18 protein-coding genes are annotated in these 24,936 nt (G+C 40.5%); 10 read left to right on the forward strand and 8 right to left on the reverse strand.

What is annotated here, in order from left to right; all coding sequences use genetic code 11:
• Window positions 1–6 precede the first annotated feature (6 nt).
• Window positions 7–753: a hypothetical protein gene (locus OQ289_RS17260; protein WP_270088086.1), complete on the forward strand. Its 747-nt coding sequence runs from the start codon at window positions 7–9 to the stop codon at window positions 751–753.
• Window positions 754–776: 23 nt separating this feature from the next.
• Window positions 777–1,238: an NUDIX domain-containing protein gene (locus OQ289_RS17265; RefSeq protein ID WP_270088087.1), complete on the forward strand. Its 462-nt coding sequence runs from the start codon at window positions 777–779 to the stop codon at window positions 1,236–1,238.
• Between the two features lie 533 nt (window positions 1,239–1,771).
• Here the strand turns inward: OQ289_RS17265 and rlmH are convergent.
• Window positions 1,772–2,245: a 23S rRNA (pseudouridine(1915)-N(3))-methyltransferase RlmH gene (gene rlmH / locus OQ289_RS17270; protein WP_270088088.1), complete on the reverse strand. Its 474-nt coding sequence runs from the start codon at window positions 2,243–2,245 to the stop codon at window positions 1,772–1,774.
• 121 nt (window positions 2,246–2,366) lie between these two features.
• Here rlmH and OQ289_RS17275 point away from each other — a divergent pair, with 121 nt between their 5' ends.
• Window positions 2,367–3,254 (forward strand): DUF3078 domain-containing protein, encoded by an 888-nt coding sequence (locus OQ289_RS17275; protein ID WP_270088089.1) that lies wholly within the window; start codon window positions 2,367–2,369, stop codon window positions 3,252–3,254.
• A 68-nt stretch (window positions 3,255–3,322) separates the two neighbouring features.
• Here OQ289_RS17275 and OQ289_RS17280 read toward each other — a convergent pair whose 3' ends face one another.
• The 4 genes from OQ289_RS17280 to OQ289_RS17295 all read right to left on the reverse strand — a co-directional run bounded on the left by OQ289_RS17280 (window position 3,323) and on the right by OQ289_RS17295 (window position 8,600).
• Complete coding sequence (locus OQ289_RS17280) at window positions 3,323–3,958, reverse strand: YceI family protein (RefSeq protein ID WP_270088090.1); 636 nt, start codon at window positions 3,956–3,958, stop codon at window positions 3,323–3,325.
• 107 nt (window positions 3,959–4,065) lie between these two features.
• Window positions 4,066–5,391, reverse strand: a complete 1,326-nt coding sequence (murA, locus tag OQ289_RS17285; protein ID WP_270088091.1) for a UDP-N-acetylglucosamine 1-carboxyvinyltransferase — start codon at window positions 5,389–5,391, stop codon at window positions 4,066–4,068.
• A 92-nt stretch (window positions 5,392–5,483) separates the two neighbouring features.
• Entirely contained in the window at window positions 5,484–6,248 is a 765-nt protein-coding gene (locus tag OQ289_RS17290) for a DUF4290 domain-containing protein (protein ID WP_270088092.1), read from the reverse strand.
• Window positions 6,249–6,323: 75 nt separating this feature from the next.
• Window positions 6,324–8,600, reverse strand: a complete 2,277-nt coding sequence (locus tag OQ289_RS17295; protein WP_270088093.1) for an ATP-dependent helicase — start codon at window positions 8,598–8,600, stop codon at window positions 6,324–6,326.
• Window positions 8,601–9,103: 503 nt separating this feature from the next.
• Between OQ289_RS17295 and OQ289_RS17300 the strand changes: the two genes are divergently transcribed.
• The 4 genes from OQ289_RS17300 (at window position 9,104) to OQ289_RS17315 (ending at window position 18,285) form a co-directional block, all read left to right on the forward strand.
• Complete coding sequence (locus OQ289_RS17300; RefSeq protein WP_270088094.1) at window positions 9,104–14,395, forward strand: translocation/assembly module TamB domain-containing protein; 5,292 nt, start codon at window positions 9,104–9,106, stop codon at window positions 14,393–14,395.
• A complete protein-coding gene (tamL, locus tag OQ289_RS17305; protein ID WP_270088095.1) occupies window positions 14,382–16,694 on the forward strand; it encodes a translocation and assembly module lipoprotein TamL in 2,313 nt (770 codons plus the stop codon). The genes OQ289_RS17300 and tamL overlap by 14 nt, the downstream gene beginning before the upstream one ends.
• Window positions 16,695–16,816: 122 nt before the next feature.
• On the forward strand, window positions 16,817–17,755 hold the full coding sequence (locus OQ289_RS17310; protein ID WP_270088096.1) for a malate dehydrogenase: 939 nt from the start codon (window positions 16,817–16,819) through the stop codon (window positions 17,753–17,755).
• Between the two features lie 86 nt (window positions 17,756–17,841).
• Window positions 17,842–18,285: a retropepsin-like aspartic protease gene (locus OQ289_RS17315; protein ID WP_270088097.1), complete on the forward strand. Its 444-nt coding sequence runs from the start codon at window positions 17,842–17,844 to the stop codon at window positions 18,283–18,285.
• Here OQ289_RS17315 and OQ289_RS17320 read toward each other — a convergent pair.
• Window positions 18,251–19,501 carry an MFS transporter gene (locus OQ289_RS17320; RefSeq protein WP_270088098.1) on the reverse strand — a complete coding sequence of 417 codons (1,251 nt, stop codon included), beginning with the start codon at window positions 19,499–19,501 and terminating at the stop codon, window positions 18,251–18,253. The two genes, OQ289_RS17315 and OQ289_RS17320, sit on opposite strands and share 35 nt — an antisense overlap.
• Before the next feature lie 199 nt (window positions 19,502–19,700).
• On the opposite strand from OQ289_RS17320, the gene fsa reads away from it, so the two are divergent.
• The 3 genes from fsa to rnr all read left to right on the forward strand — a co-directional run bounded on the left by fsa (window position 19,701) and on the right by rnr (window position 23,640).
• On the forward strand, window positions 19,701–20,360 hold the full coding sequence (gene fsa / locus OQ289_RS17325) for a fructose-6-phosphate aldolase (protein WP_033564218.1): 660 nt from the start codon (window positions 19,701–19,703) through the stop codon (window positions 20,358–20,360).
• A 163-nt stretch (window positions 20,361–20,523) separates the two neighbouring features.
• Window positions 20,524–20,988: a Fur family transcriptional regulator gene (locus OQ289_RS17330; protein ID WP_033564217.1), complete on the forward strand. Its 465-nt coding sequence runs from the start codon at window positions 20,524–20,526 to the stop codon at window positions 20,986–20,988.
• A gap of 522 nt (window positions 20,989–21,510) precedes the next feature.
• On the forward strand, window positions 21,511–23,640 hold the full coding sequence (gene rnr, locus OQ289_RS17335; RefSeq protein ID WP_270088099.1) for a ribonuclease R: 2,130 nt from the start codon (window positions 21,511–21,513) through the stop codon (window positions 23,638–23,640).
• 289 nt (window positions 23,641–23,929) lie between these two features.
• Here the strand turns inward: rnr and OQ289_RS17340 are convergent, their stop codons facing one another.
• Both OQ289_RS17340 and OQ289_RS17345 read right to left on the reverse strand, forming a co-directional pair.
• Window positions 23,930–24,217, reverse strand: a complete 288-nt coding sequence (locus OQ289_RS17340; protein WP_270088100.1) for a hypothetical protein — start codon at window positions 24,215–24,217, stop codon at window positions 23,930–23,932.
• 168 nt (window positions 24,218–24,385) lie between these two features.
• On the reverse strand, window positions 24,386–24,790 hold the full coding sequence (locus OQ289_RS17345) for a hypothetical protein (protein WP_270088101.1): 405 nt from the start codon (window positions 24,788–24,790) through the stop codon (window positions 24,386–24,388).
• Window positions 24,791–24,936: the final 146 nt, after the last annotated feature.

Here is a 24,936-nt window from a genome sequence, read left to right on the forward strand (position 1 = left end):
CTAACGATGAGTACAGTTCATTTATTCGATAACTCCCACCCCCAATCAAAAGGCAACAAACTCGGTGACCTGGAAAAGACGGTTATTATAAATTCGTTGATGCAGACCTCCCTCGCGGAGCGTGACAACAACTGGGTTGACGATTTTGTAAACAACATCGACCAGGCAAATTTGACATTAGCGGAGCCGGAAGTATTGATAGGCTCGGACGGCTTTCCTTACTTTAATCTCCGAACAATTGCCTCGGGAGAGAGCTTCAAAGCATTCGTAATCCAAACAGAGTTGGACAATATACTGAACCAAGGCTTTGGTGTAGCCATTAATGCTGGGCAAGACCAGTCTGATTGGATTTTTTCACATGGAGATATGGTAAACTTAAGATTGAATGGAGAATTTTATACAGACCGCAGTACCTTTTCTTCCAAAAATGAAAAGACCGTTATCACTAAAGATGAAGACATTCTTATTGGGCAACCAGCCGAAACCATTCTTCCAAGGCGACTGAGAAATGCAATACGAGAATTCTTGGTATACAGCGGCATCAAAAACCCAAAAATTGCACTTATTGCGCGCGATTACAAAGATGAAGAACTGGTTAGACAGGATCTTGTCTTCAATATTATCCCTATGCAATTCCGTACAGAAAAAGAATTTGAAGCGATTATGACCACTATTGGTTGGTTCTTACCCCGACACTATTCTTTTATAGGTCTTGACGAACTAAGCCTAGAAAATGGATTTCAACCCTTATAATGCATCTGAAATAAATTAATTAAATGTATCCTTTTAACGTACGTGTGTATGGTATCCTGATCAACGAAGATGGCCAGGTACTCATAAGTGATGAAAAAACAGAGCGTGTATCGTTCACTAAATTTCCGGGAGGCGGATTGGAATATGGCGAAGGTCTTATCGATGCCTTAAAAAGGGAATACCTTGAAGAATGCGATTTGCATGTGGAGGTTATCAAACATATTTACACAACAGATTTTTGGGAAAAATCCAGTTTCAACGAAAGCCAAATCATTAGCATCTATTACCTAGTAAGGGCGATTTCTCCTCTCAATGTAATTATCAAACAACAAGTATTTGACTTTGAAGATAGCGTAATCGACGACCAAGATCAAAAACTACAATCGTTCAGATTAGTCAATGTTGACAAATTACAAGCCAATGAGCTGACTTTCAAAACAGACCAAGTTGCATGGCAAGAGTTTATAAAACAAGTAACAGTTTAAACGCATAGTTTTTGTAACATTTTTATTATTTGTTAACGCCACAAACCTACACAACTAACTGATAAACAAGGTTTTAAAAAGACAAAAAAATTAGAACAACACATTTTATATAAACCAGTAGGCACTTTTTTGAATTATAATTTGATTTCGGATAAATTTCACTATTTTTGAAATTGAAAATTCCTAGTCCTATAGGTTTTTTAATAGTTAGTGTGATTTTAAGGCGATACTCCCCGTATCGCCTTATCTTTTAAATCCCTCTGCCTATTTAAAAATAAAATAAAGCGCAAGTACGATAACTATCCCTATGACTATCGTAATCTTTGTTCTACGGACCTCATTATATGCAGCATCACTCTTGAAATGATAGTCTCTCTTTTGCATTCTCATAATATCCTCCTTTTTCTTTCTGTATTAAGTATTTATATTTCGTGTGCAACCTTTCTAAATTCCTTCCAATTCAATTCTTAAAAGCAATTCATTGGGTTTATAATAATGATGCAAATCAAATACAATTTACATAAATTTGTCGACTATTCATGATGATATGGCTCACCTTTCAAGATGGAGAATGCTCTATACAACTGCTCTACAAAAAACAAACGAATCATTTGATGTGAAAAAGTCATCTTAGAGAGCGAAATTTTTTGATTGCCCCGTTCATATATACGTTGATCAAACCCATATGGCCCTCCTACTACAAACACCAAATGTTGAACACTATTCACCATATTTTTCTCTAAATATTTCGAAAAATCTATGGAACGGAATTCCTTTCCGAATTCATCCAACAGCACGACAGTATCCTGTGGCTGGATGTACTTCATAATCAATAATGCCTCCTTATCCTTTTGTTGCGCTTCACTAAGACTTTTACTATTTTTGATATCAGGAATAATAATCAGATTGAATGAAATGTAATATTTCAATCTTCCCATATATTTTTCCAGACCTTCATTCAAGTACTTTTCATCTGTCTTTCCTATACAAATCAGCGTAATCTTCATATAATCATCCTGTTATTAAACATACAAAGATACGTAGGTTAAAGCCTTTTTATTATAAAAAGCCATATTAATTCTTATATTTGATTTAAATTTAGTTTTAACGAAAATAATACTACTACAGATGAAGAAATTAAAACTAGCATTATCCCTACTATTGGGACTTTTTTCCATAGCCTCACACGCGCAGGGAAATAATGCAGATTCGACCAAAACATGGACCATTAAAGGAGAAAACACCTTTTTAATTAATCAAAGTTCTTTTTCCAATTGGGCAGCTGGTGGAGTAAACTCCTTTGCTGGAAACCTAATTTTTAACTACGATTTCAACTACAAAAAGGAAAAATGGAGTTGGGACAATAAAGTACTTGCAGCTTACGGCCAGACATTCCAAAAAGAAACAGATTGGCGAAAGAATGACGATAGATTTGCTATAAACAGTCTATTGGGTTATCAAGCAAAGGAAAAATGGCTATATACATTCTTCCTGAACTTTAATACGCAATTTGCCAACGGATATAAATACGAAGGTGATGATAAGCAATTACTATCGAAGGCTTTTGCCCCCGCTTACTTAAGCTTCGGACCTGGTTTTGCGTATAAAGAATCGGATAATTTTAAGATTAACATTTCTCCTGCGGCTACAAGATTTGTCTTTGTAACAGCAGATGAACTGGCTGAAAATTATGGTCTAGATCCTGGTAAAAATTCACGTTTTGAATTTGGAGCTTCATTGGATGCATATTATAAAACTGACATTATGGAAAATATATCGTTTGAAAATATCCTCAAGCTTTATTCCAACTATCTAGAAGACCCTCAAAATGTTGATGTAGATTACACTGCTAATTTATTTATGAAAGTCAACAAATTCATAACTGTGAATGCGGGTGTACAACTGTTGTATGATGACAATACCCTTATCCCACGAGAGGGAGACGCTCCTGGTACAGGAAGGCCCGCGTTACAGATTAAACAAATACTAGGTGCAGGGATTACATATAAGTTTTAGAAGAATCGCCTAAAACCAAAAAAGCCCAATGGAAATCCATTGGGCTTTTTATGAGACATCAGTATCGACTATTTCTTGGTTGCTACGATATCAATCTTAAAATTGATTTCTTTAGAAATCAAATCATCCTCTTTTCCTGTATAGTTCACTCCCCAATCTCCTCTGACGATGTTAAAGTCAGCATGGGTCTTGATAGTGGTATCTGTAGACTCCAATACTTTTGCATCGAAAGTAATGCTCTTATTCACCCCTTTGATTGTCAAATTTCCAGTAATTTTTAAATCAGCAGGTGTAGCCCCTACTTCAGCCTTTGCAATAGCGAATGTTGCTTCAGGGAATTGCGTTACATCAAAGAAATCTGCTGACTTTAAATGTCCATCCAATTTACCTTTATATTCACCCTCTAAGTCAGTAGAGCTGATTGTATTCATATCCAAAACAAAATCCCCACCAATCAACGTATTATTCTCGACATGAATGGTACCTGACTTGACAGCTACTGTACCAGTATGCGCACCTGTCACTTTTGTACCTGTCCATACTACTTTCGATTGAGCAGCATCCACTGTATAGGCATCGCCTGTGGTAGGTGTTTCAACAATAGCTGTAGAATCAGAAGTATCAGCTTTCTTTCCTTCTGGATTACCTGCACAAGAACCCAATACTAGAGCAGCAACTGCCGCGAATAAAACGATTTTTTTCATGATGACATTTGTTAATTTATATGTTTAAACATTAGTTCTACACAAAGATATAGATTTATCCTATATAGTTTGTCAGCAAAATAAGAAAAGACATTTTTCAGACAAATCTAATGACCTACAGGACTAGCTTCTACTCTCCGAATATCCGCACCTAGGGCCTTCAATCTTTCCTCGATATTTTGGTACCCTCGTTCAATCTGCTCAATATTATAAATTCTAGATTTACCTTGTGCAGATAGCGCTGCTATAAGTAGCGATACTCCTGCGCGTATATCCGGTGAGGTCATCTCGATGCCTCTTAATTTAAATGCTTTATCTAGACCGATTACAGTAGCACGATGTGGGTCACAAAGAATAATCTGGGCGCCCATATCGATTAATTTGTCAACGAAAAACAAACGGCTCTCGAACATTTTTTGATGGATAAGCACATTTCCCTTTGCTTGGATTGCGGTGACCAATACGATACTCAATAGGTCGGGTGTAAATCCTGGCCAAGGAGAATCGGACACCGTCAAAATAGACCCGTCAATAAAGGTCTCTATTTCATAATGCTCCTGAGCAGGAATAAATATATCATCTCCCCTCAACTCCAGTTTGATTCCCAGTCGAGAAAAAATAGTAGGTATGATTCCCAACTCTTTGTAACAAACATCTTTGATTGTGATCTCCGATCCAGTCATCGCAGCCAGTCCAATAAATGAACCTATTTCTATCATATCTGGCAGCATCTTATGGCTGGTTCCACCAAGTCTTTCTACCCCTTCGATTGTCAATAGATTAGATCCAATCCCGCTAATCTTAGCCCCCATCCTATTCAACATCTTACATAGCTGTTGAAGATACGGCTCACAAGCTGCATTGTAAATAGTGGTAGTTCCCTTTGCCAACACAGCAGCCATCACGATATTGGCCGTACCTGTCACAGAGGCTTCATCCAACAAAATAAACGCACCGGTCAATTCAGTAGCATCCACATTGAAAAAATGGTTTTCGGCATCATACACAAATTTAGCGCCCAACTTCTCAAATCCAAGAAAATGAGTATCCAGACGTCTTCTTCCTATTTTATCTCCACCTGGTTTGGGGATGGCCGCTTTACCAAATCGTGCCAGCAATGGACCTACAATCATAATAGAGCCGCGTAACCCCCCACCCTTCACCTTAAATTCTTCTGAAAGAAAGTAATCAATATCGATATCCTTTGCCTCAAATACGTAGGTATCTTTATCCACACGATTCACCTTAACACCTAGCGACTGCAACAGTTCAATCAGCTTATTTACATCCTTGATATCAGGGACATTGGTTATTGTCATTGGTTCTTCCGTCAACAATACGGCAGATATAATCTGTAAAGCTTCATTTTTAGCCCCCTGAGGAACAATCTCTCCCTTTAATGGTTTTCCTCCATTTATCTCAAATGCATTCATTTTTTTTCGTAAAGTTCGTTATTAATTAAAAAGAGCAATTGGAATATGATATACATCTCAATTGCTCTTCCCCACCTATCATAAAGTGAAAATTATCCTCTTTTATGATTATTGGAATGGTTGTTATTACTGTGATAGCTCTTTTTTGCACCACCACCATTGTTATTGTTATTATTGTTATTCCGCTTCACAAAGCCACCAGGTTTCTTCATATTGCTACCTGCCTTTTGCTGATTACTACCCTTATTGTTATTTGTGGAAGCGCCACCGGCTTGCGTCTTCACCCTGTTTCCTGGAGGAGGGGTTTTAAAATCAAGCTTAGTCAGTACCGTTCCTTCCGGGAGAGAAAGTGCGCCTTTTGAAAGCTCCTTCAAGTCTGCTAGAATCTGCTCGTCCGATACTGAATCTTTATTCCATGTCAGATAGGCCATTTTCATAAAATTAGCAATTGACACAGTCATCTGTCCCTTTTTGGTTTCATCTGAGATTAAGATTGCACGTTCAATCATCGTCTCAGCGGTATGTCCATAGTGCTTGAAACGGATTTTATGTTGCGGATAGTTTAGTATCTGCGGTTTATGTTTCACATCCTCTCTGCTTTGGACAGGATAAGGAGAATCTACATCAATCTTAAAGTCAGAAATAATGCGGAGGTGATCCCACAACTTGTGCTTAAAATCGGCGACATCCCGTAAATGTGGGTTCAACACCCCCATCATATCAATCACGACTTGAGCATGCCTATTGCGTTCCTCTTTAGTAGGAAGTGAACAAATATAATCCACCATATTTTGCACATTTCTCCCATATTCAGCTAATATAAGCTTGGGTCTAGTGCTGTTATAATCAAAATCCATAAATGCTGTATCAAGACACCTTATTACTACAACGTAAATCGGATGTCATTATTCTTGTGTAAATATAATAAATGCTTATTGTACAATCCTAAGTTTGGCAAATTTAAGCAACAATTGCTTTTGTCCCAACTCTTTAAAGAAAATAGTTGCTTTTATATCCGTTTTATTTCCTTCAAGATTCACAACCTTACCAAAGCCAAAGCGTTCATGCTCTACTTCCATCCCCACTTGTAGCCCGCTAGTATCCGATGGCGTAAACCCCGGAGTAGGCGTATGCGCCTTAGGCAATATGGAAGTAGTTTTAACAATCTTCGGCTTAGGTTTCGTGAATACGTCTTGATCTTTCTGTTGCCAATTGACGCGATCACGTTGGAAACCATCACCAGCAGAGGAAGGCATAGCCCTAGGCTTAAAATCCAAATCCAGACATGCAGGATTTAGCTCATCCAAGAACCGGCTCGGTTCGCAGTTGTTCAATGTACCCCATCGATAGCGGGAGGTGGCGTAGGAAATCAACAATTTCTTTTCGGCTCGCGTCACCGCAACATAGAATAGACGACGCTCCTCTTCTAGTTCTGTTCTTGAATTTAAAGAAAGTTGCGACGGAAATAGATTTTCTTCCAATCCAACGATAAAGACAATTGGAAATTCCAACCCTTTAGAAGAATGAATTGTCATCAGTGACACGGTATCCGCATTAGGGTCCTTATCATTATCGTCATTGGTCAATAACGCAATATCTTGCATAAAGATATCCAATCCTTTATCTTCAATATCTTCACGCTCAGAAAATTCTTTGATACCATTCAACAACTCCTGAATATTCTCATACCGACTCAATCCTTCAACAGATTTATCAGCATATAGCTCTTTCAAAATTCCAGAATGCTGGGCAATGTGCATAGCCGTATCGAATGCCGAATGTCCTTTGGACATGGCTTGAAAACTTTGTACCATCGTCGCAAAGCCCCCTACTGATGATGCACTTCTCCCGTCCAAAAACATCTGTGCGTTGGCTACTACATCCCACAATCTCAATTGTTGTTGGTCCGCCGCAATCATAATACGTTCTAAAGTCGTATCACCAATCCCTCTACGAGGGTAATTGATAACTCGTTTCAAGGCCTCTTCATCATTAGGATTGAAGGTCAGTCTAAAATAGGCGATTAAATCTTTGATTTCCTTTCTTTGATAGAAAGAAGTACCACCATATATCTTATAAGGTATACCGATTTTACGCAAAGCCTCCTCCATTGCCCTAGACTGCGCGTTGGTACGGTACAAAATTGCAAAATCTTTATAACGCAATCCCTTCAATGACTTCTCTTCCGCAATCAAATCGGCAACAATCTTCCCCTCTTCGTTATCCGAAAAAGCACGGTTTACCTTGATTTTTTCTCCTTCTTCATTATCCGAGAACACATTCTTCTCCAATTGGTTCTTATTATTGGCGATGATGCTATTTGCAGCATTGACAATCATCTTCGTCGACCGATAGTTTTGTTCCAATTTGAATACCTTCACCTCGGGGTAATCCTTCTGAAAGTTGAGGATATTCTGAATATTAGCACCACGAAAGGCATATATACTCTGTGCATCATCCCCTACCACACATATATTCTCATTAACCGCAGCAAGTCGCTTCACAATGAGGTATTGGGAAAAGTTAGTATCCTGATACTCATCCACCATTAGGTACTTAAACTGATGCTGATATTTATGCAGCACTTCGGGATGCTTATTCAAGAGCACGTTGGTCTTGAAGAGAAGATCGTCAAAATCCATTGCTCCAGCGCGATAACAGCGTTGCGCATAAGTCATGTAAATCTCTCCCATCTGCCCGCGGCCGTTGGATTGATCCTCAGCTTTGATTGCTTCGTTTTTATTATACTCTTGCGGAGAGATCAGATTATTCTTAGCTTGAGAAATCCGACTGTAAACATGATTGGCATTATAAAGCTTATCATCAAGGTTCATTTCCCTCAGAATAGTCCTAATCAAACTTTTGGTATCATCTGAATCATAGATGGTGAAGTTACGTGGATAACCGATTAACTCAGCCTCCACACGCAAAATTTTGGCAAATACAGAGTGAAATGTTCCCATCCAAATATTTTTCGCTTCGTTGCCAACAACCTTAATGATACGTTCACGCATCTCCTTAGCAGCCTTATTCGTAAAGGTCAATACCAAGATATTAAAGGGATCTATACCTTTTTGAATGAGATGGGCTACACGGTAGGTAATCACGCGTGTCTTACCGGACCCCGCTCCTGCGACAATCATCACCGGCCCTTGCACCTGCTCTACAGCTGCTCTTTGGGATGGGTTTAATCCTGCTAGATAATCCAAAATAATCCGTAAATTTTTATGTTAGAAAAAACTTCTTGAAACGCCTGCACAATAGTTTTAAAAGTACTGAGATGGTTCGTTTAGGCCAACATTACTCCTCAGCCAACTGACGGAGCACTCATCGATTCCTTATTTAATTGCAGGTATCCATCAATACCCAAGCACTCAAGAAAAAATAGTCCGTAAAAATACAAAAACAATCTGACACGCCCACACACATTATCATAAAGATTGTTAAACATGACATATTCATGCATCGAATCATTTGATTAAAAAAATTGCAAATCAGTAGATTAGATAAGTCAAGATACCGGTTTCGAAAATGTTAGATATCCGATAGGACACAAAACTTTCGGGCAACCCTCAAAAATACAATTATTTACAGCGGTTGTATTATCTTTGTCACTAAAGACAATTTACGTGAAATAATAAAATTTTGTAAACATATCCTATTCTTTTACGTTTTTACATAGAACTTTAACCCTTTTATTGAGTATACGGCTTTGAATAAATTTGGAAGAATTGCACTAAAAACTATTTTATGGATCATTGGCTCTGTTATCGCGCTGCTTTTACTTGCCATCTTTTTGATTCGCCTCCCATCTGTTCAAAACTATGTGGTCGGTAAAGTGACCAATTATGTAGAGAACAAGATTGGCACTCCCGTCAAGATAGGCTATATAAAAATAGAATTTCCCAAAAATCTAGTCCTTCAAAACTTATATTTAGAGGACGAGAGCAAAGACACGTTAGTCGCTACCGAAGAGCTCAAGGTAGACATCAATATGCTAAAGTTGCTAAAGAATACCGTCGAAATCCAGGAGATATCTTTGAAAGGTGCAACTGCAAAAATAAATAGGTCGTTGCCCGATAGCGCCTTCAACTTTGACTATATCGTCAAGGCATTTTCTTCTGAAAAAGAAAGTACCCCAACAGCCGACACCTCGTCAGCAATGCTTTTCAACATTGAAAAAGTCAATCTTGACAAAATAAGATTCGTATATAAGGATGATGTCATCGGCACAAGTGCCGAAATCAACCTCCTGCATTTCGACACGCGAATCAAAACGTTCGATCTGACCCAGAATATGACCTTTGACCTTCCTACTGTCAATATCGATGGGCTACAAGCGATTGTTAAGCAATGGTCACCTATGACAGCGTCTAATGCTCCCAAAGCGGAAGACTTTGGTATCACGGATTCATCTGTCAAAGAAGCTGACCTATTGCCCAACGTGGGCATTAAGACTGCTAATCTCAAAAACATAAAAGTCCGATACAGTGATGCGTCATCGGCAATGGATACGCAGTTCGACATCAAAAAATTACTTGCAAATATTCACCAAATCGATCTTAACAAAGAAATAGTCACCTTAGACAATATTGCATTAGATGGTTCGGACTCCGAAGTGATCTTCGGAAAGTTAGCGAAGAGCACGACTACGAAGACAACAACGGCAGACACTTCCGCTTCCAACAATTGGATTGTATCTGCAAATGAAATTGTCATCAACAAAACCAATTTCTTGTTTAGAGATGACAACCAAGCCCGAATGAAGGGTTTCGATTATGGTAATATCAAGATTCAAGATTTGGCAGGAAATCTAGAAAACCTATACTATTCCTCTGATTCACTATCAGGCGCATTAAACTCTCTTTCTGCCAAAGACCATTCCGGATTTGAAATCAAACAGATGAAGGGAGACTTTATATATACCAACACAGGTGCTACTATTGAGAATCTATATGCCGAAACTCCTAACACCTTAATAAGAGACTACATTAAGATTGCCTACCCTTCGTTAGAAGTTGTATCCTCGAAACCGGAAACACTGGTCTTGGATGCCAATATTAGAAAAAGCCATTTGGGTATGAAAGACATTCAGTTTTTCGCGCCCTTTCTAGACACCATGCAAGTCATGAAGCCCCTAATGACCAAAACATTTTTTATAGATGGACGTGTCAAAGGCAAAATGAATGACCTGCAAATCCCTAACCTCGAATTCAAAACCCTCAACCGTACGCATATCATAGCCAGTGCGCATATCAAAGGCCTTCCTGATGTCGATAAAATGAACATTGACCTCAAATTAAAAAAACTAACAACGGGCAGAAAGGATCTAGAGCAGCTTATCGCCAAGTCTATGTTGCCAGACAGCATACAACTCCCCACCTCAATTGGACTGACGGGAACCTTCAATGGAGGTATGAAGGGCTTCAATGCCGATCTAGCACTAAAGACAGAGCAAGGGAATGCTTTCTTTGACGGCAAGCTCAACATGGCAGGCCGTGACACCTCGTATGATGCGCGACTACGTATTGAAGATTTCAATATCGGTAGCGTATTGAATATGGACTCTACTTTAGGTATCATAGCCGTCGAAGCTGATGTAAAAGGGCATGGGTTGAACCCAAAGACCATGGAAGCTGATGTAAAAGGCACTTTGCTCCGATTGGATGCCATGGGTTACAAATATCAAAATATAGATTTAAACCTGTCTGCAAGCAAAGGTGATGTCAAGGGCTCTGTCTCGAGTGCCGACCCTAATTTGGACCTTGACTTACAAGCAAGCGCAGATATGCGCGGACAGTATCCCAAAGTAAAAGTCGACATGATGATTGATAGCATCAATTTAAAGAATTTAAAATTGATGGATCAGGATTTACGATATCATGGCAAAATCGTTGCTGACTTTGAAACTGCAGACCCTAATTTCCTTAACGGTCGTATAGACATCATAAACTCCTCAATAGCCTACAACAATGACCGTTTCGTTCTCGACAGCGTGTCTTTAGTCGCTAAGGCCGATACGTCCAGAAATCAACTGATGTTGCAATCCGAATTTTTAAAGGCCCACTTGGTTGGAAAGTATAAACTTACCGAATTAAGTGCCGCTATGCAGGATATTCTACGTATCTATTATCAACCGAATGCCAACCCTACTGTAATCCCCCCCTACTCTCCCCAAAATTTTGAGTTCAGTGCTCAACTCAATAATTCTAGGTTTATCAGGGATTTCTTCCCCGATTTAGAAGAATTGAGACCTGTTACTATCGATGGTACTTTTGATAGCCAAACCAAAAGTATATTGGCAAAGTTAGTGGCGCCCAAGGTATCATACGCCGGAACCAAGATTGAGGATGTATCTTTAGATATCAACACGGTGGACAGTACGATGTATTACTCGACACTCATCAGTAAAATAGCGGTCAGCAATATCGAATTGGTCAATACCGTATTGAGTGGGAAAGTGATTCAGAACAATCTAGATTTTGGTCTATGGATTAAAGACAAGCAGGATAAGGAGCAATATTATCTTGGGGCCAACATGAAGGTCAATGACGACAACTACATCCTCAGCCTTCTTGAAAATGGCCTTATGCTGAACTACGAGACGTGGCACATTGCCGAAGGCAATGGTCTTTCCTTCGGCAAAGAAGGTATTCGTGCCGAAGATTTCATACTATCAAATAAAGGTCAAGAGCTCAAGATTGTATCCCAAGACTCTTCATTCAACTCTCCTATCAATCTTTCTTTCAACAACTTTCGAATTGAGACCTTCTCTCAAATGCTGGAATCGGAAATGCTTAATCTAGGGGGTGGAATCAATGGCACTGCAACTGTATCCAGACTAGACAGCAAGCCTGTTTTCGTATCCGACCTTACCATCGACAAGTTCTATTTTGGAAAAGACACGGTAGGAAATGTGTCCATAAAGGTCAATAATGAAATCGAGAACACCTACGCCGCCGATGTCCACATTACCGAAAATGGAAATGATGTCCAATTGCTGGGTGAGTATATCAGTCCCCCCGATGGTAAATCATACTTCAAAGCAACGCTAGACCTCAAACCATTGAAGATGAAAACAGTAGAAGCATTCAGTCTAGGCTATCTTCAGCGTACGGAAGGCAATTTAGAGGGAAGATTAGATATCAGTGGTACTACCGACGACCCTAAAATCAAGGGAGACCTCGTATTTCAGGATGCTCGTCTAAATGTTACCATGTTGAATGCAGATTTCTACATGGACGACCAGACCATATCTTTCAATGACGCCGGCTTAGCATTCCGCGAATTCCAGATAAAAGATAATAGGGGCAATATGGCCAAGATTAATGGTTCTATCGAAACAAAAGACTATACTGATTTTGACTTCAACCTCAATGTCAATACCGACGATTTCACAGTCGTCAACTCCACCCGTGAAGACAACGACCTTTTCTTCGGAAAGCTCTTTGTCACTTCTACCCTTCGTATCCGTGGAGATATGCACAAACCCGTAGTAGACGGTAATATCAAGGCAAACGATAAAACCGACTTTGTATTTATCGTCCCCAATGACAATCCAGGTATGGTACAGCGGGATGGCGTAGTTCGATTTGTCAACAAGAGTGACACTTCAGCGGCCAATGTGTTTGCAAAGTTAGACTCCATGACGACCACTACCCACCTTTCGGGTATAGACCTGACACTCAACCTACAAACGGACAAAGAGGCAAAATTCAAAATCATCATGGATGAAGGCTCCAAGGACGCCTTGAATATACAAGGTACAGCAGAGCTTAACATGGGAATTGATGCCAGTGAGAAAATCACGATGTCCGGAACATTTACAGTAGAAAAAGGGAATTATTCATTTAGTTTTGGGCCAATCAGCAAGGAATTTGATTTTCAAAAAGGAAGTACTATCACTTGGAATGGAGACCCACTGGATGCTCAATTAGGTATCACAGCCGTATATAAAAACAAATTTCCAACATTGGAGCTCGTCCAGAATCAAATTGGTACAGAGTCCGCTAATCTGTATAAGCAGCGTGTCCCGTTTGACGTCAAGCTACTATTGACTGGCGAACTATTCAAACCTGCCATCAACTTTGACATCGACTTGGACGAAAAAAATGCAATTGTGTCCCAAGATGTAGTAAGCAAGGTCAATAATGCACTTACTGCACTACGTGAAGACCAATCTGAATTGAATAAACAGGTCTTTTCGCTGATTATACTAGGACGTTTCATGGCTTCCAATCCATTTGAAAGTTTGTCTGGAGGTGGCGGTTTAGAAGGTACGGCTAGAAATACGATGAGTTCATTCCTGAGTGGTCAGCTCAATGCATTAGCATCGGACCTTATCAAAGGTGTTGAACTTGATTTTGGTTTGGAATCCTCGCAAGACTATCTCACGGGCTCTGGCGATACCCGTACAGATTTAAATATTGGTGTATCCAAGATGTTATTTGACGATCGTCTCAAAATTACTATTGGTTCTAACTTCGAAGTCGAAGGTGGTTCAAGACCTGGTGAGCAGGCAAACAATATTGCAGGTGACATTTCATTAGATTACCAATTATCCCAAGATGGCCGCTATTTTGCGCGGGTATATCGCAAAAACCAATACCAAGCCACTTTGCAAGGACAATTCGTAGAGACAGGGATAGGGTTTATCATCAATATGGACTACAATAAGTTTCGCGAGATATTCATGAACACCAAACAGCTCCAGCAGTACTACGACACGGAGAGCAAAGGATTCAGAAGAAGATTCGATGTTGAACGCATGAATACCGATTCGGTATATAGAGACAGCGTGCGAACAGTAATCCGAGACAGCCTTATGATTCACAGTCCAGAATATCGAAAAAGACAAGAAGAGAAATTGAAAGAGCAAGAGACATTAAAAAAGGATTCGCTAGAGGGCACCACCAACCAGAGTCCAGCATCAAAACCAACGGACACCGTTAAATTTATTGTTCGAAATGAAGAAATAGAAAGGAGACCCAATGAAAACCAATAACCTACAAACGGCACTCTGGTCTGCTCTTCTTTTGATTACCATATCCGGATGTAGCACAAAGAAGCATCTACCCGAGGGCGAATCGCTCTACGACAACGGCGAAGTAATCATCAATTCGGATACTATTCCAGCGGAATATAAGAAAATCATGTCCACCAAATTGGAAGAGCTTTTGATGCCCAAACCCAATAAAAAACTATTGGGCATGCGCATCAAAAGCGGCTTATATTATATGGGGGGAGGTGACTCCACGAGCAATAACCTTGTCCGTAACTGGATTAAAAAATTAGGGTCAAAACCTGTTCTTCTTAGTGATGTCAATCGAGAATACAACGAAAACCTCGTACGGAATCGTCTTGAAAACTTTGGCTTTTTCAATGCCGAAGTCACTTCAGATACGACTATTGCCAATAAAGAAGCTACAGTTACCTATACAGCTACCCCGCATTTGATTTATAAAATCAAGTCCGTCAAATTTGACATTGACAGCACGACACAGATTGGAAAAGACATTATGGCGACTAGGGACCAATCGTTACTTCAGGTTGGCAAGAATTACAATTTGGATATTATTCTCAACGAACGAGATCGAATTGATAATGATCTCAAGAACAAAGGCTATTATTATTTCAATCCCGAACATATATTAGTAGAGGTTGACAGCTCCATTGGTGACCACAAAGTCAATATGTACGTCATTTTAAAGCCCGAAACTCCTCAACAGGCCAAAAACCCTCAACAGATTGGCGATATTTATATATACCCCAATTATCAATTGGGAAACGAAGGCTACCAGCAAACCAAACCCCGTAACGCGGAGCTATTTCGTGACAATTATTATGTAATAGATCGCAAGAATACGTTCCGCAAGCCCGTTATCACCAATCATGTTTTCTTCAAACGTGGAGACAAGTATAATCGTCACGATCACAATCTAACGATTAACCATTTGGTCAACTTAAATAGTTTCAAATTTGTCAAAAACAATTTCGTCCCCTCACCAGACTCTGCTAATACCCTTGACGTTTATTACTACCTTACTCCCCTTCCCAAGAAATCGCTAAGATTGGAATTGCTCGGAAAGATGGCCTCTGTATACAATGGTTCAGAGGCGAATGTCACTTGGACAATGCGTAATGCCTTCAAAGGCGCTGAACAATTGTCGCTTAATGTATTTGGAGGATATGAGACCCAAACTGGGGGAAGTGTCAATCTTAATTCGAGTTACTACCGTTACGGTGCCGAGCTTACTCTCTCTTTTCCTCGAATTTTGAGTCCCTTTAAATGGTCGGGAACACGCAAATATATACCCAAAACTTACTTTAAGGCCGGTTACGAGTTCTTGAACCGTAAGTCTGCATATAGATTAAACTCCATTAGTTTTGATTATGGATACGCTTGGAAAGAGACAGACGAAAAACAACACGACCTCAGCGTATTGGAGATAGCCTATGTCCAACCCAAAAACATCTCTGCAGAATATCAAGCCCAAATGGATACCGTCCCGGCCTTACGGCATATTGTAGACCCACAGTTTTCATTCGGTCCGGTCTACAATTACACATATACCAACACCATGAATGCTGCCTTGAAAAACACCTTCTATTTCAAAGGAGGCCTGGACTTATCAGGAAATGTACTTGGACTGATACAGGGTGCTAATTATGCAGAGGGAAAACGTCACAAGATTTTCAATGCCTTCTACTCACAGTATGTCAAGATACAGGCCGACGCCCGACACTACCTTAAGTTGACCGAAACATCCCAACTTGCTTCTCGCATTGGCATCGGGTGGAGTCACTCCTATGGCAACTCCAACTCTCTACCATATTTGAAACAATATTATGTCGGGGGCCCAAATAGCTTAAGAGCCTTTCGAGCTAGAGGTATTGGCCCTGGTAGTAACAAGCCACAAAATATAGGACAAGACAACTTTTTTGCCGATCAGACAGGTGACTTAAAATTGGAGCTCAACACAGAATATCGCGCAAAACTAGCTAGCATTGTCCATTGGGCGGCTTTTATTGACGCTGGAAACGTCTGGCTTCAAAATGAAGACCCGGACAAACCAGGTGCAAAATTTTCTAAAAATTTCATCAATGAGCTTGCCGTAGGTGGAGGTGCTGGTTTACGTTTCGACTTTACGTTCTTAATCCTTCGAACTGACTTTGCCATTCCGTTCCGCGTTCCCTATCTCCCAAAAGGAGAGCGGTGGGTTTTTAAGGATATCGATTTTGGAAGTAAGACTTGGAGAAAGAACAACTTAATGTTCAACCTAGCAATCGGTTATCCATTCTAATGTTCCACATGGAATATACATTTCCAAGCCCAGTTATATTTTCAAAATCATTCCCTTTTGGGATAATTATTGGTTATATTTACAGTACACTCAATAATTAAGTTAAACTAATTACAAGGTCTATGAAGATAACAGTCGTAGGTGCTGGAGCCGTAGGTGCTACTACAGCAGATAATCTGGTCAGAAGAAGCGTTGCTGAAGAAATTATATTGCTGGATATCAAAGAGGGTTTTGCTGAAGGCAAGGCTCAGGATATTTCCCAAACAGCTGCGCTTTTGGGCTTTGACGCCAAGATTAAAGGCGTGACCAACGATTATGAGCAGACCGCCGGCTCTACCGTTGCGGTAATCACGTCTGGTATACCGCGTAAACCTGGGATGACCCGCGAAGAATTGATTGGTACAAATGCCAACATCGTCAAATCAGTCGTCGAAAACTTGGTTAAATATTCACCTGACATTATTATCGTCATTGTATCCAACCCTATGGACACCATGACCTATCTTGCATTGAAAGCCAGTGGCCTTCCCAAACACAGGATTATCGGAATGGGCGGCACTTTGGATTCGGCAAGATTTAAATATCAATTAAGTCAAAAATTAAATGCTTCTCCGGCTGACCTCAATGCTATCGTCATTGGTGGCCATGGGGATACCACAATGATTCCATTAATTGGGCATGCCACTTGGAATAGCATACCTGTATCCCAGTTTTTGACACCTGAAGAACAAGAGGATATTGTCCAGAAAACCATGGTCGGTGGGGCTACATTGACGGCATTGATTGGCACATCCGCGTGGTATGCACCTGGTGCTGCCACAGCAGCAGTGGTGGAAAGCATTGTCCGAGATCAAAACAAGCTCTTTACGGCTTCCGTTTATTTAGAAGGCGAATTTGGTCAGCAAGATATTAACCTAGGCGTTCCTGTCATCATCAATAAAAACGGATGGCAACATATTGTTCCCATGGAGTTGACAAGCGTAGAGCAAGAAAAATTGAATGCTAGCGCAACTGCGGTACGCAATATGAACAACGTTCTCAAAGAAATCAAAGTACTTTAGATACACCATTTTACCACTTCCGTAGTCTATAGACTACGGAAGTGTATTTTCATGCTATTCAATAAAATAGTATCCCACAAACACTTATGACCATTATCCCTTTCACGCTATTGAATCTTCAAGGCGATGGCTATCATATTATTATTGATGTCGAGATATTTGACACTCCCTTTAAAATGGTCCTCGATACCGGGGCCTCAAAAACAGTTCTAGACAAGACCACCGTCATGGCATCAGGACTTGCCGAACACGACCTTCAAAGCACCAACATCCTATCTACAGGGTTGGGCACTAATTCTATGGAAAGCTTTACCCTGCACCTGCCGAAAATCAAGATACAAGATTGGCAAACCAAAAAGATAGATGTCGCTGTACTTGATCTGAGCGCAATTAACTACGCCTATGGTCAAATGGAGTTGCCGTTAGTAATTGGGGTATTGGGTGGCGATATTCTGACTCGGTATGGAGCAGTGATTGACTACAACAAATGTACGATTAAGCTTCGGAGCCGTCCCGTTCGTAGAAGTTAAACTTGAATAACCTGCGGTGTATATGCAAACGAAGATATGTGTAATAGGCAATGGATACCATTATACCTGCACCTCCCATAACATATAGCGTATGCCTTAATCCGATATACTCGGCTATTGCACCTACCAAAAGGCTCCCTAGCGGAAATACACCTTGGAAAGCCATTACATAGTAGCTGATTGCGCGGGCACGATAAGCAGGTATTGCATGCGTCTGGATGTAGGTATTGATACTCGAATTTTGCACCATCATCGCAAAAGAAATAACCATCGTGTATAGCAGGGCGAAGATGAGCATCTTGGACCCGGCCAAGAATACAAGCCCCACCCCCATTGCAAAAGCAGAGAAAAGCACGCCATAGCGTAAGTTGGCTCCCGATTTGAGCCTTGCCATATTGAATGCTCCTAACATTGCCCCTAGTCCAGCGGCACTTTCAAACCAAGAAAAAGTATCCGCATCACCCGAAAACATATCCTTTGCAATAGCGGGAAGAAGTGACGTATACGGTATTACAAACGCGCTGGAAAGCGACAGCAGGATGATGAGGGATGATATATGAGGCGAATGCCGTAAATAATTAAATCCTTCCACCAATCCTCTCCACGTACTTTCCTTAACGCTCACCACCTCTTTTTCCTCGACTTTCATTAATAGAAGCATTCCGATGACAGGGATAAAACTCAAAAAATTAAGACCAAAACATACCAATTCTCCGTATTCGCTAAGCAAAAAACCACCTATAGCAGGTCCCACCATTCTAGCTGCATTGAAAACAGAAGAGTTAAGCGCAATTGCATTTGGCAGATCTTTTTTCTGATCGACCAACAACACCATTAATGATTGTCTCCCCAAGACATCATATGCGTTGATCACCCCTTGCAAAAAGCCCAAAATACTCAACCACAAGACAGATTCCCATTTCATATATACCAGTAATGTGAGTAAGCCCGCCTGCATCATCAATCCAATCTGGGTAAGGAACACAAGCTTGTATTTCTTGTGTTTATCAACAAAACTTCCGATAAATGGCGAGAAGAACAAGGACGGAGACAAGGATATGAATGTGACCAACCCCAGTATGAAAACAGAATCTGTAAGCCTATAGACCAACCAACTTATCGCCACACGTTGCATCCAAGTGCCTAGTAGGGATATGGACTGACCGAATACGTGTAATCTGAAGTTGGGATATTGAAGTGACCTAAAGAGCTGCATGAAAATGATTTAAGACAAAAGTAGTATTATTGCTTCAAAAAGGCTTTCCTAGAGAAGTTTCGTTACATTTAATACAGAAAAGTCGATGAAAAGTTTGAAAATCGTGCAATATTCAATTTCATCGATGAGTATACAATATAATAATTACCTTTGCAGCAGAATTAGATTTTCAAACAATTAACAATCAATTTAATACATCATGAAATTTTTTATTGACACCGCTAATCTCGATCAAATTAAAGAAGCACAGGACCTAGGCGTATTGGATGGTGTGACTACAAATCCAAGTTTGATGGCAAAAGAAGGCATCAGTGGGGAAGAAAACGTCATCAACCACTACAAAGCTATCTGTGCTATCGTAGATGGAGATGTGAGTGCAGAGGTCATTTCGACGGATTTTGAGACTATGATCAAAGAAGGTGAGGCACTTGCTGCCCTTGACAATAAGATTGTCGTAAAAGTCCCTATGATCAAAGACGGCATCAAAGCAATCAAATATTTCAGCAAAAAAGGAATAAAAACAAACTGTACATTGGTATTTTCGGCAGGTCAAGCGCTCCTAGCTGCTAAAGCTGGCGCTACCTACGTATCTCCTTTCATTGGACGTTTAGATGACATTTCGACAGATGGCCTGGCCCTTATCGAAGACATCAGATTAATCTATGACAACTACGGTTTCAAGACTCAAATCTTGGCTGCTTCGGTACGCCACAGCGCGCACATCTTAGGATGTGCTAAGATTGGTGCCGATGTCATGACAGGTCCATTATCAGCTATTGTTTCCCTACTTAAACACCCATTGACGGACAGTGGACTGGCTCAATTTTTGGCTGATCACGCCAAAGCAGCCGGCAAATAATTCGATAAAAAATCATATTTTCTGCTCAATCCTCTTCCATCTAGTGAAGCTGGTTCAGCACTCAATGGTAAACTAAAAGTCATAAAAGACCGAAAACACAACAGGAAAATCCCTACCGTGTTTTCGGTTTTTTTATGCCTGAAAGTTTGCCTAAATTTGTATTATGAAAGCGACTGAAAACACCAAAAAAAACGCGGAGCAAGAGGTGGAGTTCGCCAATCTATTACGGCAGAATAAGCTCAAAGTGACCCAGCCTCGGCTACGTGTTTTGGACATCATTTCAAGCAAGACATCAGCCATTTCCCAACCAGATTTAGAGAAGATTGTTGGGACAGAAATAGACCGTGTAACCCTCTATCGTATACTCGCCAATTTCGAAGAGAAGGGTATTCTTCACAAGATATTTGACCTTAACGGAACAGCCACTTATGCGATTTGTTCAACCCGTTGTTCGGCACATGACCACCATGATCAACACGTCCATTTTATCTGTTCGGTATGCAACAGCATCTATTGCCTTGATGAGATATCCATTCCCAAAATAAATTTACCGAACAATTTCAAGCTACACAAAGTCGCCGTTAATGCAGTAGGCTTATGTGACAAGTGCTACTCAGCAGCAGAATAAAGCTTACCATTTCACATGCTCAAGTTATACTAGTGCACCATTTTTACAAATGGTGCACTAGGCATTTTTGGGTAAAATTTCAAAGCTAAAACTATCAAAAATAAAATTGCTAAATTTTACTTAAAAAAATATTACATATTAAAATATAGATAATTATAAGATTTACATATATATATGGTTCAATTTAATTTTTTAGCAAAATACATCAAAAAGACCTCAACTAGCCTAAAAGTATCTTCAAAGCACTTTTATCATTTAACAACTTTAGCATAAACAAAAACAATAAAATAATAATCAACTAATTACAAATGCTAAAATAAATAATAAGTACACATACATAAACGTTTCAAATTATCACAGCACTTATCCAGCTGTTTTCACATTTGGTTCAAAAAAAAACCGTACATTCGAAAGTGTACGGGGCGCCCCTAACTTAGAGGTCGACCCAAAGACAAATTCACACACTCCCCTCCCCCCTCCCATGGGAGATGAAATCTGTGAATTGACATAAATAGAAAATACATGAGAACAAAAAAAGAAAACCCATACAAGGAGGTGTTGACCCAATTGATTGTGGACATCTTCGAAAAATCAGGAAACAAACCCTTCAACTATAAACAAGTCGCCGCCAAACTTAACGTCACCGATCAAGACGCAAAAATGGCCATTGCAGAGGTCCTTACTACCGACCCCAAAAACAGCCCATTTGTAGAAATCTCGAAAGGCAAATTCCAACTTCGCCAACTCAAGGTTTACATCACCGGAAAGGTCGACATGACTGCTGACGGATCAGCATATATCATACCCGAGGATGAACTCGAAAATGACATTTACATTGCCCCTCGAAAACTAAGACAGGCCCTCCATGGTGACATCGTAAAAGTACACACCTACGAGAAGAGGAAGGGTCGAAAAAAAGAAGGTGAGGTCGTCGAGATTCTTCAACGAGCCAAGACAGATTTCACCGGCATCATCAACCTATCCCAAAACTTTGCCTTCTTCATCGCAGATGACCGAAAGATGCTCAACGATATCTTCGTACCACTAGACAACCTCAATGGTGCAAAGGATGGAGAAAAAGCCGTCGTCTCCATTATCGATTGGCCAAGGGGAAGTAAAAATCCAATCGGAAAAGTAAAAAACGTCTTGGGCAAAAAAGGCGAGAACAACACGGAGATGAATGCCATATTGGCAGACTTCGGCTTCCCACTATCCTTCCCTCTCGAAGTAGAAGAAGAAGCCAATTCCATCTCTGGGGAGATTGACCTTGCAGAGATTAAAAAACGTAGAGATTTCAGAGAAGTCCTTACATTCACGATTGACCCTGCCGACGCCAAAGATTTTGATGACGCCATCTCTTTCCAAGAATTACCCAATGGCAACTATGAGATTGGGGTCCACATTGCAGATGTCAGTCACTTTGTACAACCGGATACGCTCCTGGACAAAGAAGCTTTTGAGCGCGCCACATCTGTATACTTGGTTGACCGTGTAATACCTATGCTCCCAGAGCGACTGTCCAACGACCTCTGCTCCCTAAGACCAAATGAGGATCGCTTGTGCTTCTCAGCAGTATTTGAAATAGACGAGGCAGCCAATATACACAACGAGTGGTTTGGTCGCACCATCATACATTCCGATCGAAGATTTTCATACGAAGAAGCACAGGAGATCATCGAAAACAAGAGTGGTGAATTCTCCAAAGAAATACTAAAGCTAAATGAACTCGCCTACATTCTACGTGAACGCAAATTTAAGAATGGCGCCATCGCTTTTGAAAGCGAAGAGGTCAAATTCACCTTGGATGAAAACGGCAAACCCACCGGCGTATACACCAAAGTCCGTAAAGACGCCCATAAACTAATCGAGGACTTTATGCTACTGGCCAATAGGAAAGTGGCCGAGTTCATCGGAAAGAAAGGCAAAGGCAAAAACAAGCTGACTTTTGTATATCGCTTCCACGACTTACCAAACCCCGAAACGTTGCTCACCTTTTCCCAGTTCGCATCCAGGTTTGGACACAAGCTCAGCATTCGCTCAGACAAAGAGACCGCAAAATCCCTGAATACGCTGATGACGAAGATTGAAGGGAGCAAAGAGCAAAACCTTTTGACCTCACTTGCCGTCCGTTCCATGGCCAAAGCTGTATACACCACCAAAAACACCAGCCACTACGGATTGGCATTTGACTATTATACGCATTTCACATCCCCCATCAGACGTTATCCAGATGTGATGGTCCATAGGCTGCTTCAATTCTACCTGGATGGTGGCAGCAATGTCAATGCCGAGCATTACGAAAAAATGAGTGCCCACACCTCACAAATGGAGAAGAAAGCGGCAGAAGCAGAAAGAGCATCCATCAAATACAAACAAGCCGAATTCCTTCAAGACCAAATCGGCGTTGAATACACAGGGATTGTATCCGGCGTTACCGAATGGGGAATGTACGTAGAAATCGAATCCAATAAATGTGAGGGGCTTGTCCGGCTTCGTGATATTACCGACGATTTTTATGTGCTCGATGAAAAAAATTATGCTATCATTGGCCAGCGTAAGAAGAAAAAATATCAACTAGGGGATGAAGTCCAAATCATGGTAAAAAAAGTAGATATGGACAAAAGACAGATTGATTTTACGTTGATATCTTAAAACTATTCCGAGTTATACAAAAGTGCCAATTTCAGATTGGCACTTTTGTATAATTCATAGTCAGATTAAACACACATCCATTGCGACAGGCTTTAGACGTCAAGCTACACACCTCAACCGACCTCCCTTCACCAGAGATCCTTTATCATCCCTCATTGAAAATACTACTGCGCTACTTATGACATACAGCTTACCCGCGCCCCACTTACCAGCAGCTAGTAGATATCCAGTAGCTCTTTAGTACCTTCTTGGTGAATCTCCAGTACCTTTTCAGTACCTTTCCCGTGAACTAACCGTACACCCCCAGTACACCTTTAGTGAATCTAACATTCATTTCCCATACCTTTTCCGAAAGCTCCTCGAAAGTCCTTCGCTCCCACATCGGCACTTTATTACTTTCCGCCCAGCTTATTACTACCTTATCCTTACCTTTATCGTAGTGAAGAGGTAATGATTTGGTGATGCAGAGGTTCAGCAGAGGTGGTGGAGCACCGAATACATGACGGACAAAGAGCGAAGTTGACAGAATCCAGACGTAAAGCTTGTGGCACTTGTTGGCACGGATACATCTTTCCAAATGCTCTCTTACTGAATCCTAGCTATTAAAGACTATTCGCAAGCAACTGTATCACGACCGTACCGCATCGCAGAAATAACTACAATCTATAAAGAACAAGTATACTGAACCTAAAAAGCCGCATCGATATAGTATCGATGCGGCTTTTGTTGAGCTTTGTGCAAAAAATTATTGTTTTAGGCCTTCAAAACTGTACATTACCTCACCTTCTGCAGTCACTTTCGTCACGAAGGACAATCCCTTATTCTCAAAAGTATATACAAAGACCCCCTGAGGCTCTGTTGGCTGCGAAAGGATACCCATATTACTATTATTGTAGACTTCCATTTCTTTAACAGGAAGTTTCAAACTACCATCTTGAGCAGTAATCCTAACTTTCTTGTCACTTACTTTCGTAACAACGACCGTCTGATTAAACTTTTGACCTCCACCAACAATATCAATAGTTCCTTTATAAGTACCTACCGCAGCATCAATACTTCCTCCACTAGGTCCATCATCATCTTTAGAACACCCCACAAATGCAACCATTACAAACGCCAACACCATGGCATACATCATTTTCATTTTCATAACATCAATTATTTAAGTAAAAAATATTCACTGCTCCATTACAAATGTGACGCCAAAACCCGCGTATAGCCGTCATAATTTCACAAGAATTTGAAAATTACCCATAAACAGGTAATCCCGCCCCTTGGTTAAAGACATATATCATC

The sequence above is a fragment of the Sphingobacterium sp. SYP-B4668 genome (assembly GCF_027627455.1).
Lineage (GTDB): Bacteria > Bacteroidota > Bacteroidia > Sphingobacteriales > Sphingobacteriaceae > Sphingobacterium.

What these genes read in the sequence shown, in the direction of transcription:
- OQ289_RS17260 (WP_270088086.1), top strand. Translation starts at nt 7, where the DNA reads ATGAGTACAGTTCATTTATTCGATAACTCCCACCCCCAATCAAAAGGC.
- OQ289_RS17265 (WP_270088087.1), top strand. Translation starts at nt 777, where the DNA reads ATGTATCCTTTTAACGTACGTGTGTATGGTATCCTGATCAACGAAGAT.
- rlmH (WP_270088088.1), bottom strand. Translation starts at nt 2,245, where the DNA reads ATGAAGATTACGCTGATTTGTATAGGAAAGACAGATGAAAAGTACTTG.
- OQ289_RS17275 (WP_270088089.1), top strand. Translation starts at nt 2,367, where the DNA reads ATGAAGAAATTAAAACTAGCATTATCCCTACTATTGGGACTTTTTTCC.
- OQ289_RS17280 (WP_270088090.1), bottom strand. Translation starts at nt 3,958, where the DNA reads ATGAAAAAAATCGTTTTATTCGCGGCAGTTGCTGCTCTAGTATTGGGT.
- murA (WP_270088091.1), bottom strand. Translation starts at nt 5,391, where the DNA reads ATGAATGCATTTGAGATAAATGGAGGAAAACCATTAAAGGGAGAGATT.
- OQ289_RS17290 (WP_270088092.1), bottom strand. Translation starts at nt 6,248, where the DNA reads ATGGATTTTGATTATAACAGCACTAGACCCAAGCTTATATTAGCTGAA.
- tamL (WP_270088095.1), top strand. Translation starts at nt 14,382, where the DNA reads ATGAAAACCAATAACCTACAAACGGCACTCTGGTCTGCTCTTCTTTTG.
- OQ289_RS17310 (WP_270088096.1), top strand. Translation starts at nt 16,817, where the DNA reads ATGAAGATAACAGTCGTAGGTGCTGGAGCCGTAGGTGCTACTACAGCA.
- OQ289_RS17315 (WP_270088097.1), top strand. Translation starts at nt 17,842, where the DNA reads ATGACCATTATCCCTTTCACGCTATTGAATCTTCAAGGCGATGGCTAT.
- OQ289_RS17320 (WP_270088098.1), bottom strand. Translation starts at nt 19,501, where the DNA reads ATGCAGCTCTTTAGGTCACTTCAATATCCCAACTTCAGATTACACGTA.
- fsa (WP_033564218.1), top strand. Translation starts at nt 19,701, where the DNA reads ATGAAATTTTTTATTGACACCGCTAATCTCGATCAAATTAAAGAAGCA.
- OQ289_RS17330 (WP_033564217.1), top strand. Translation starts at nt 20,524, where the DNA reads ATGAAAGCGACTGAAAACACCAAAAAAAACGCGGAGCAAGAGGTGGAG.
- rnr (WP_270088099.1), top strand. Translation starts at nt 21,511, where the DNA reads ATGAGAACAAAAAAAGAAAACCCATACAAGGAGGTGTTGACCCAATTG.
- OQ289_RS17345 (WP_270088101.1), bottom strand. Translation starts at nt 24,790, where the DNA reads ATGAAAATGAAAATGATGTATGCCATGGTGTTGGCGTTTGTAATGGTT.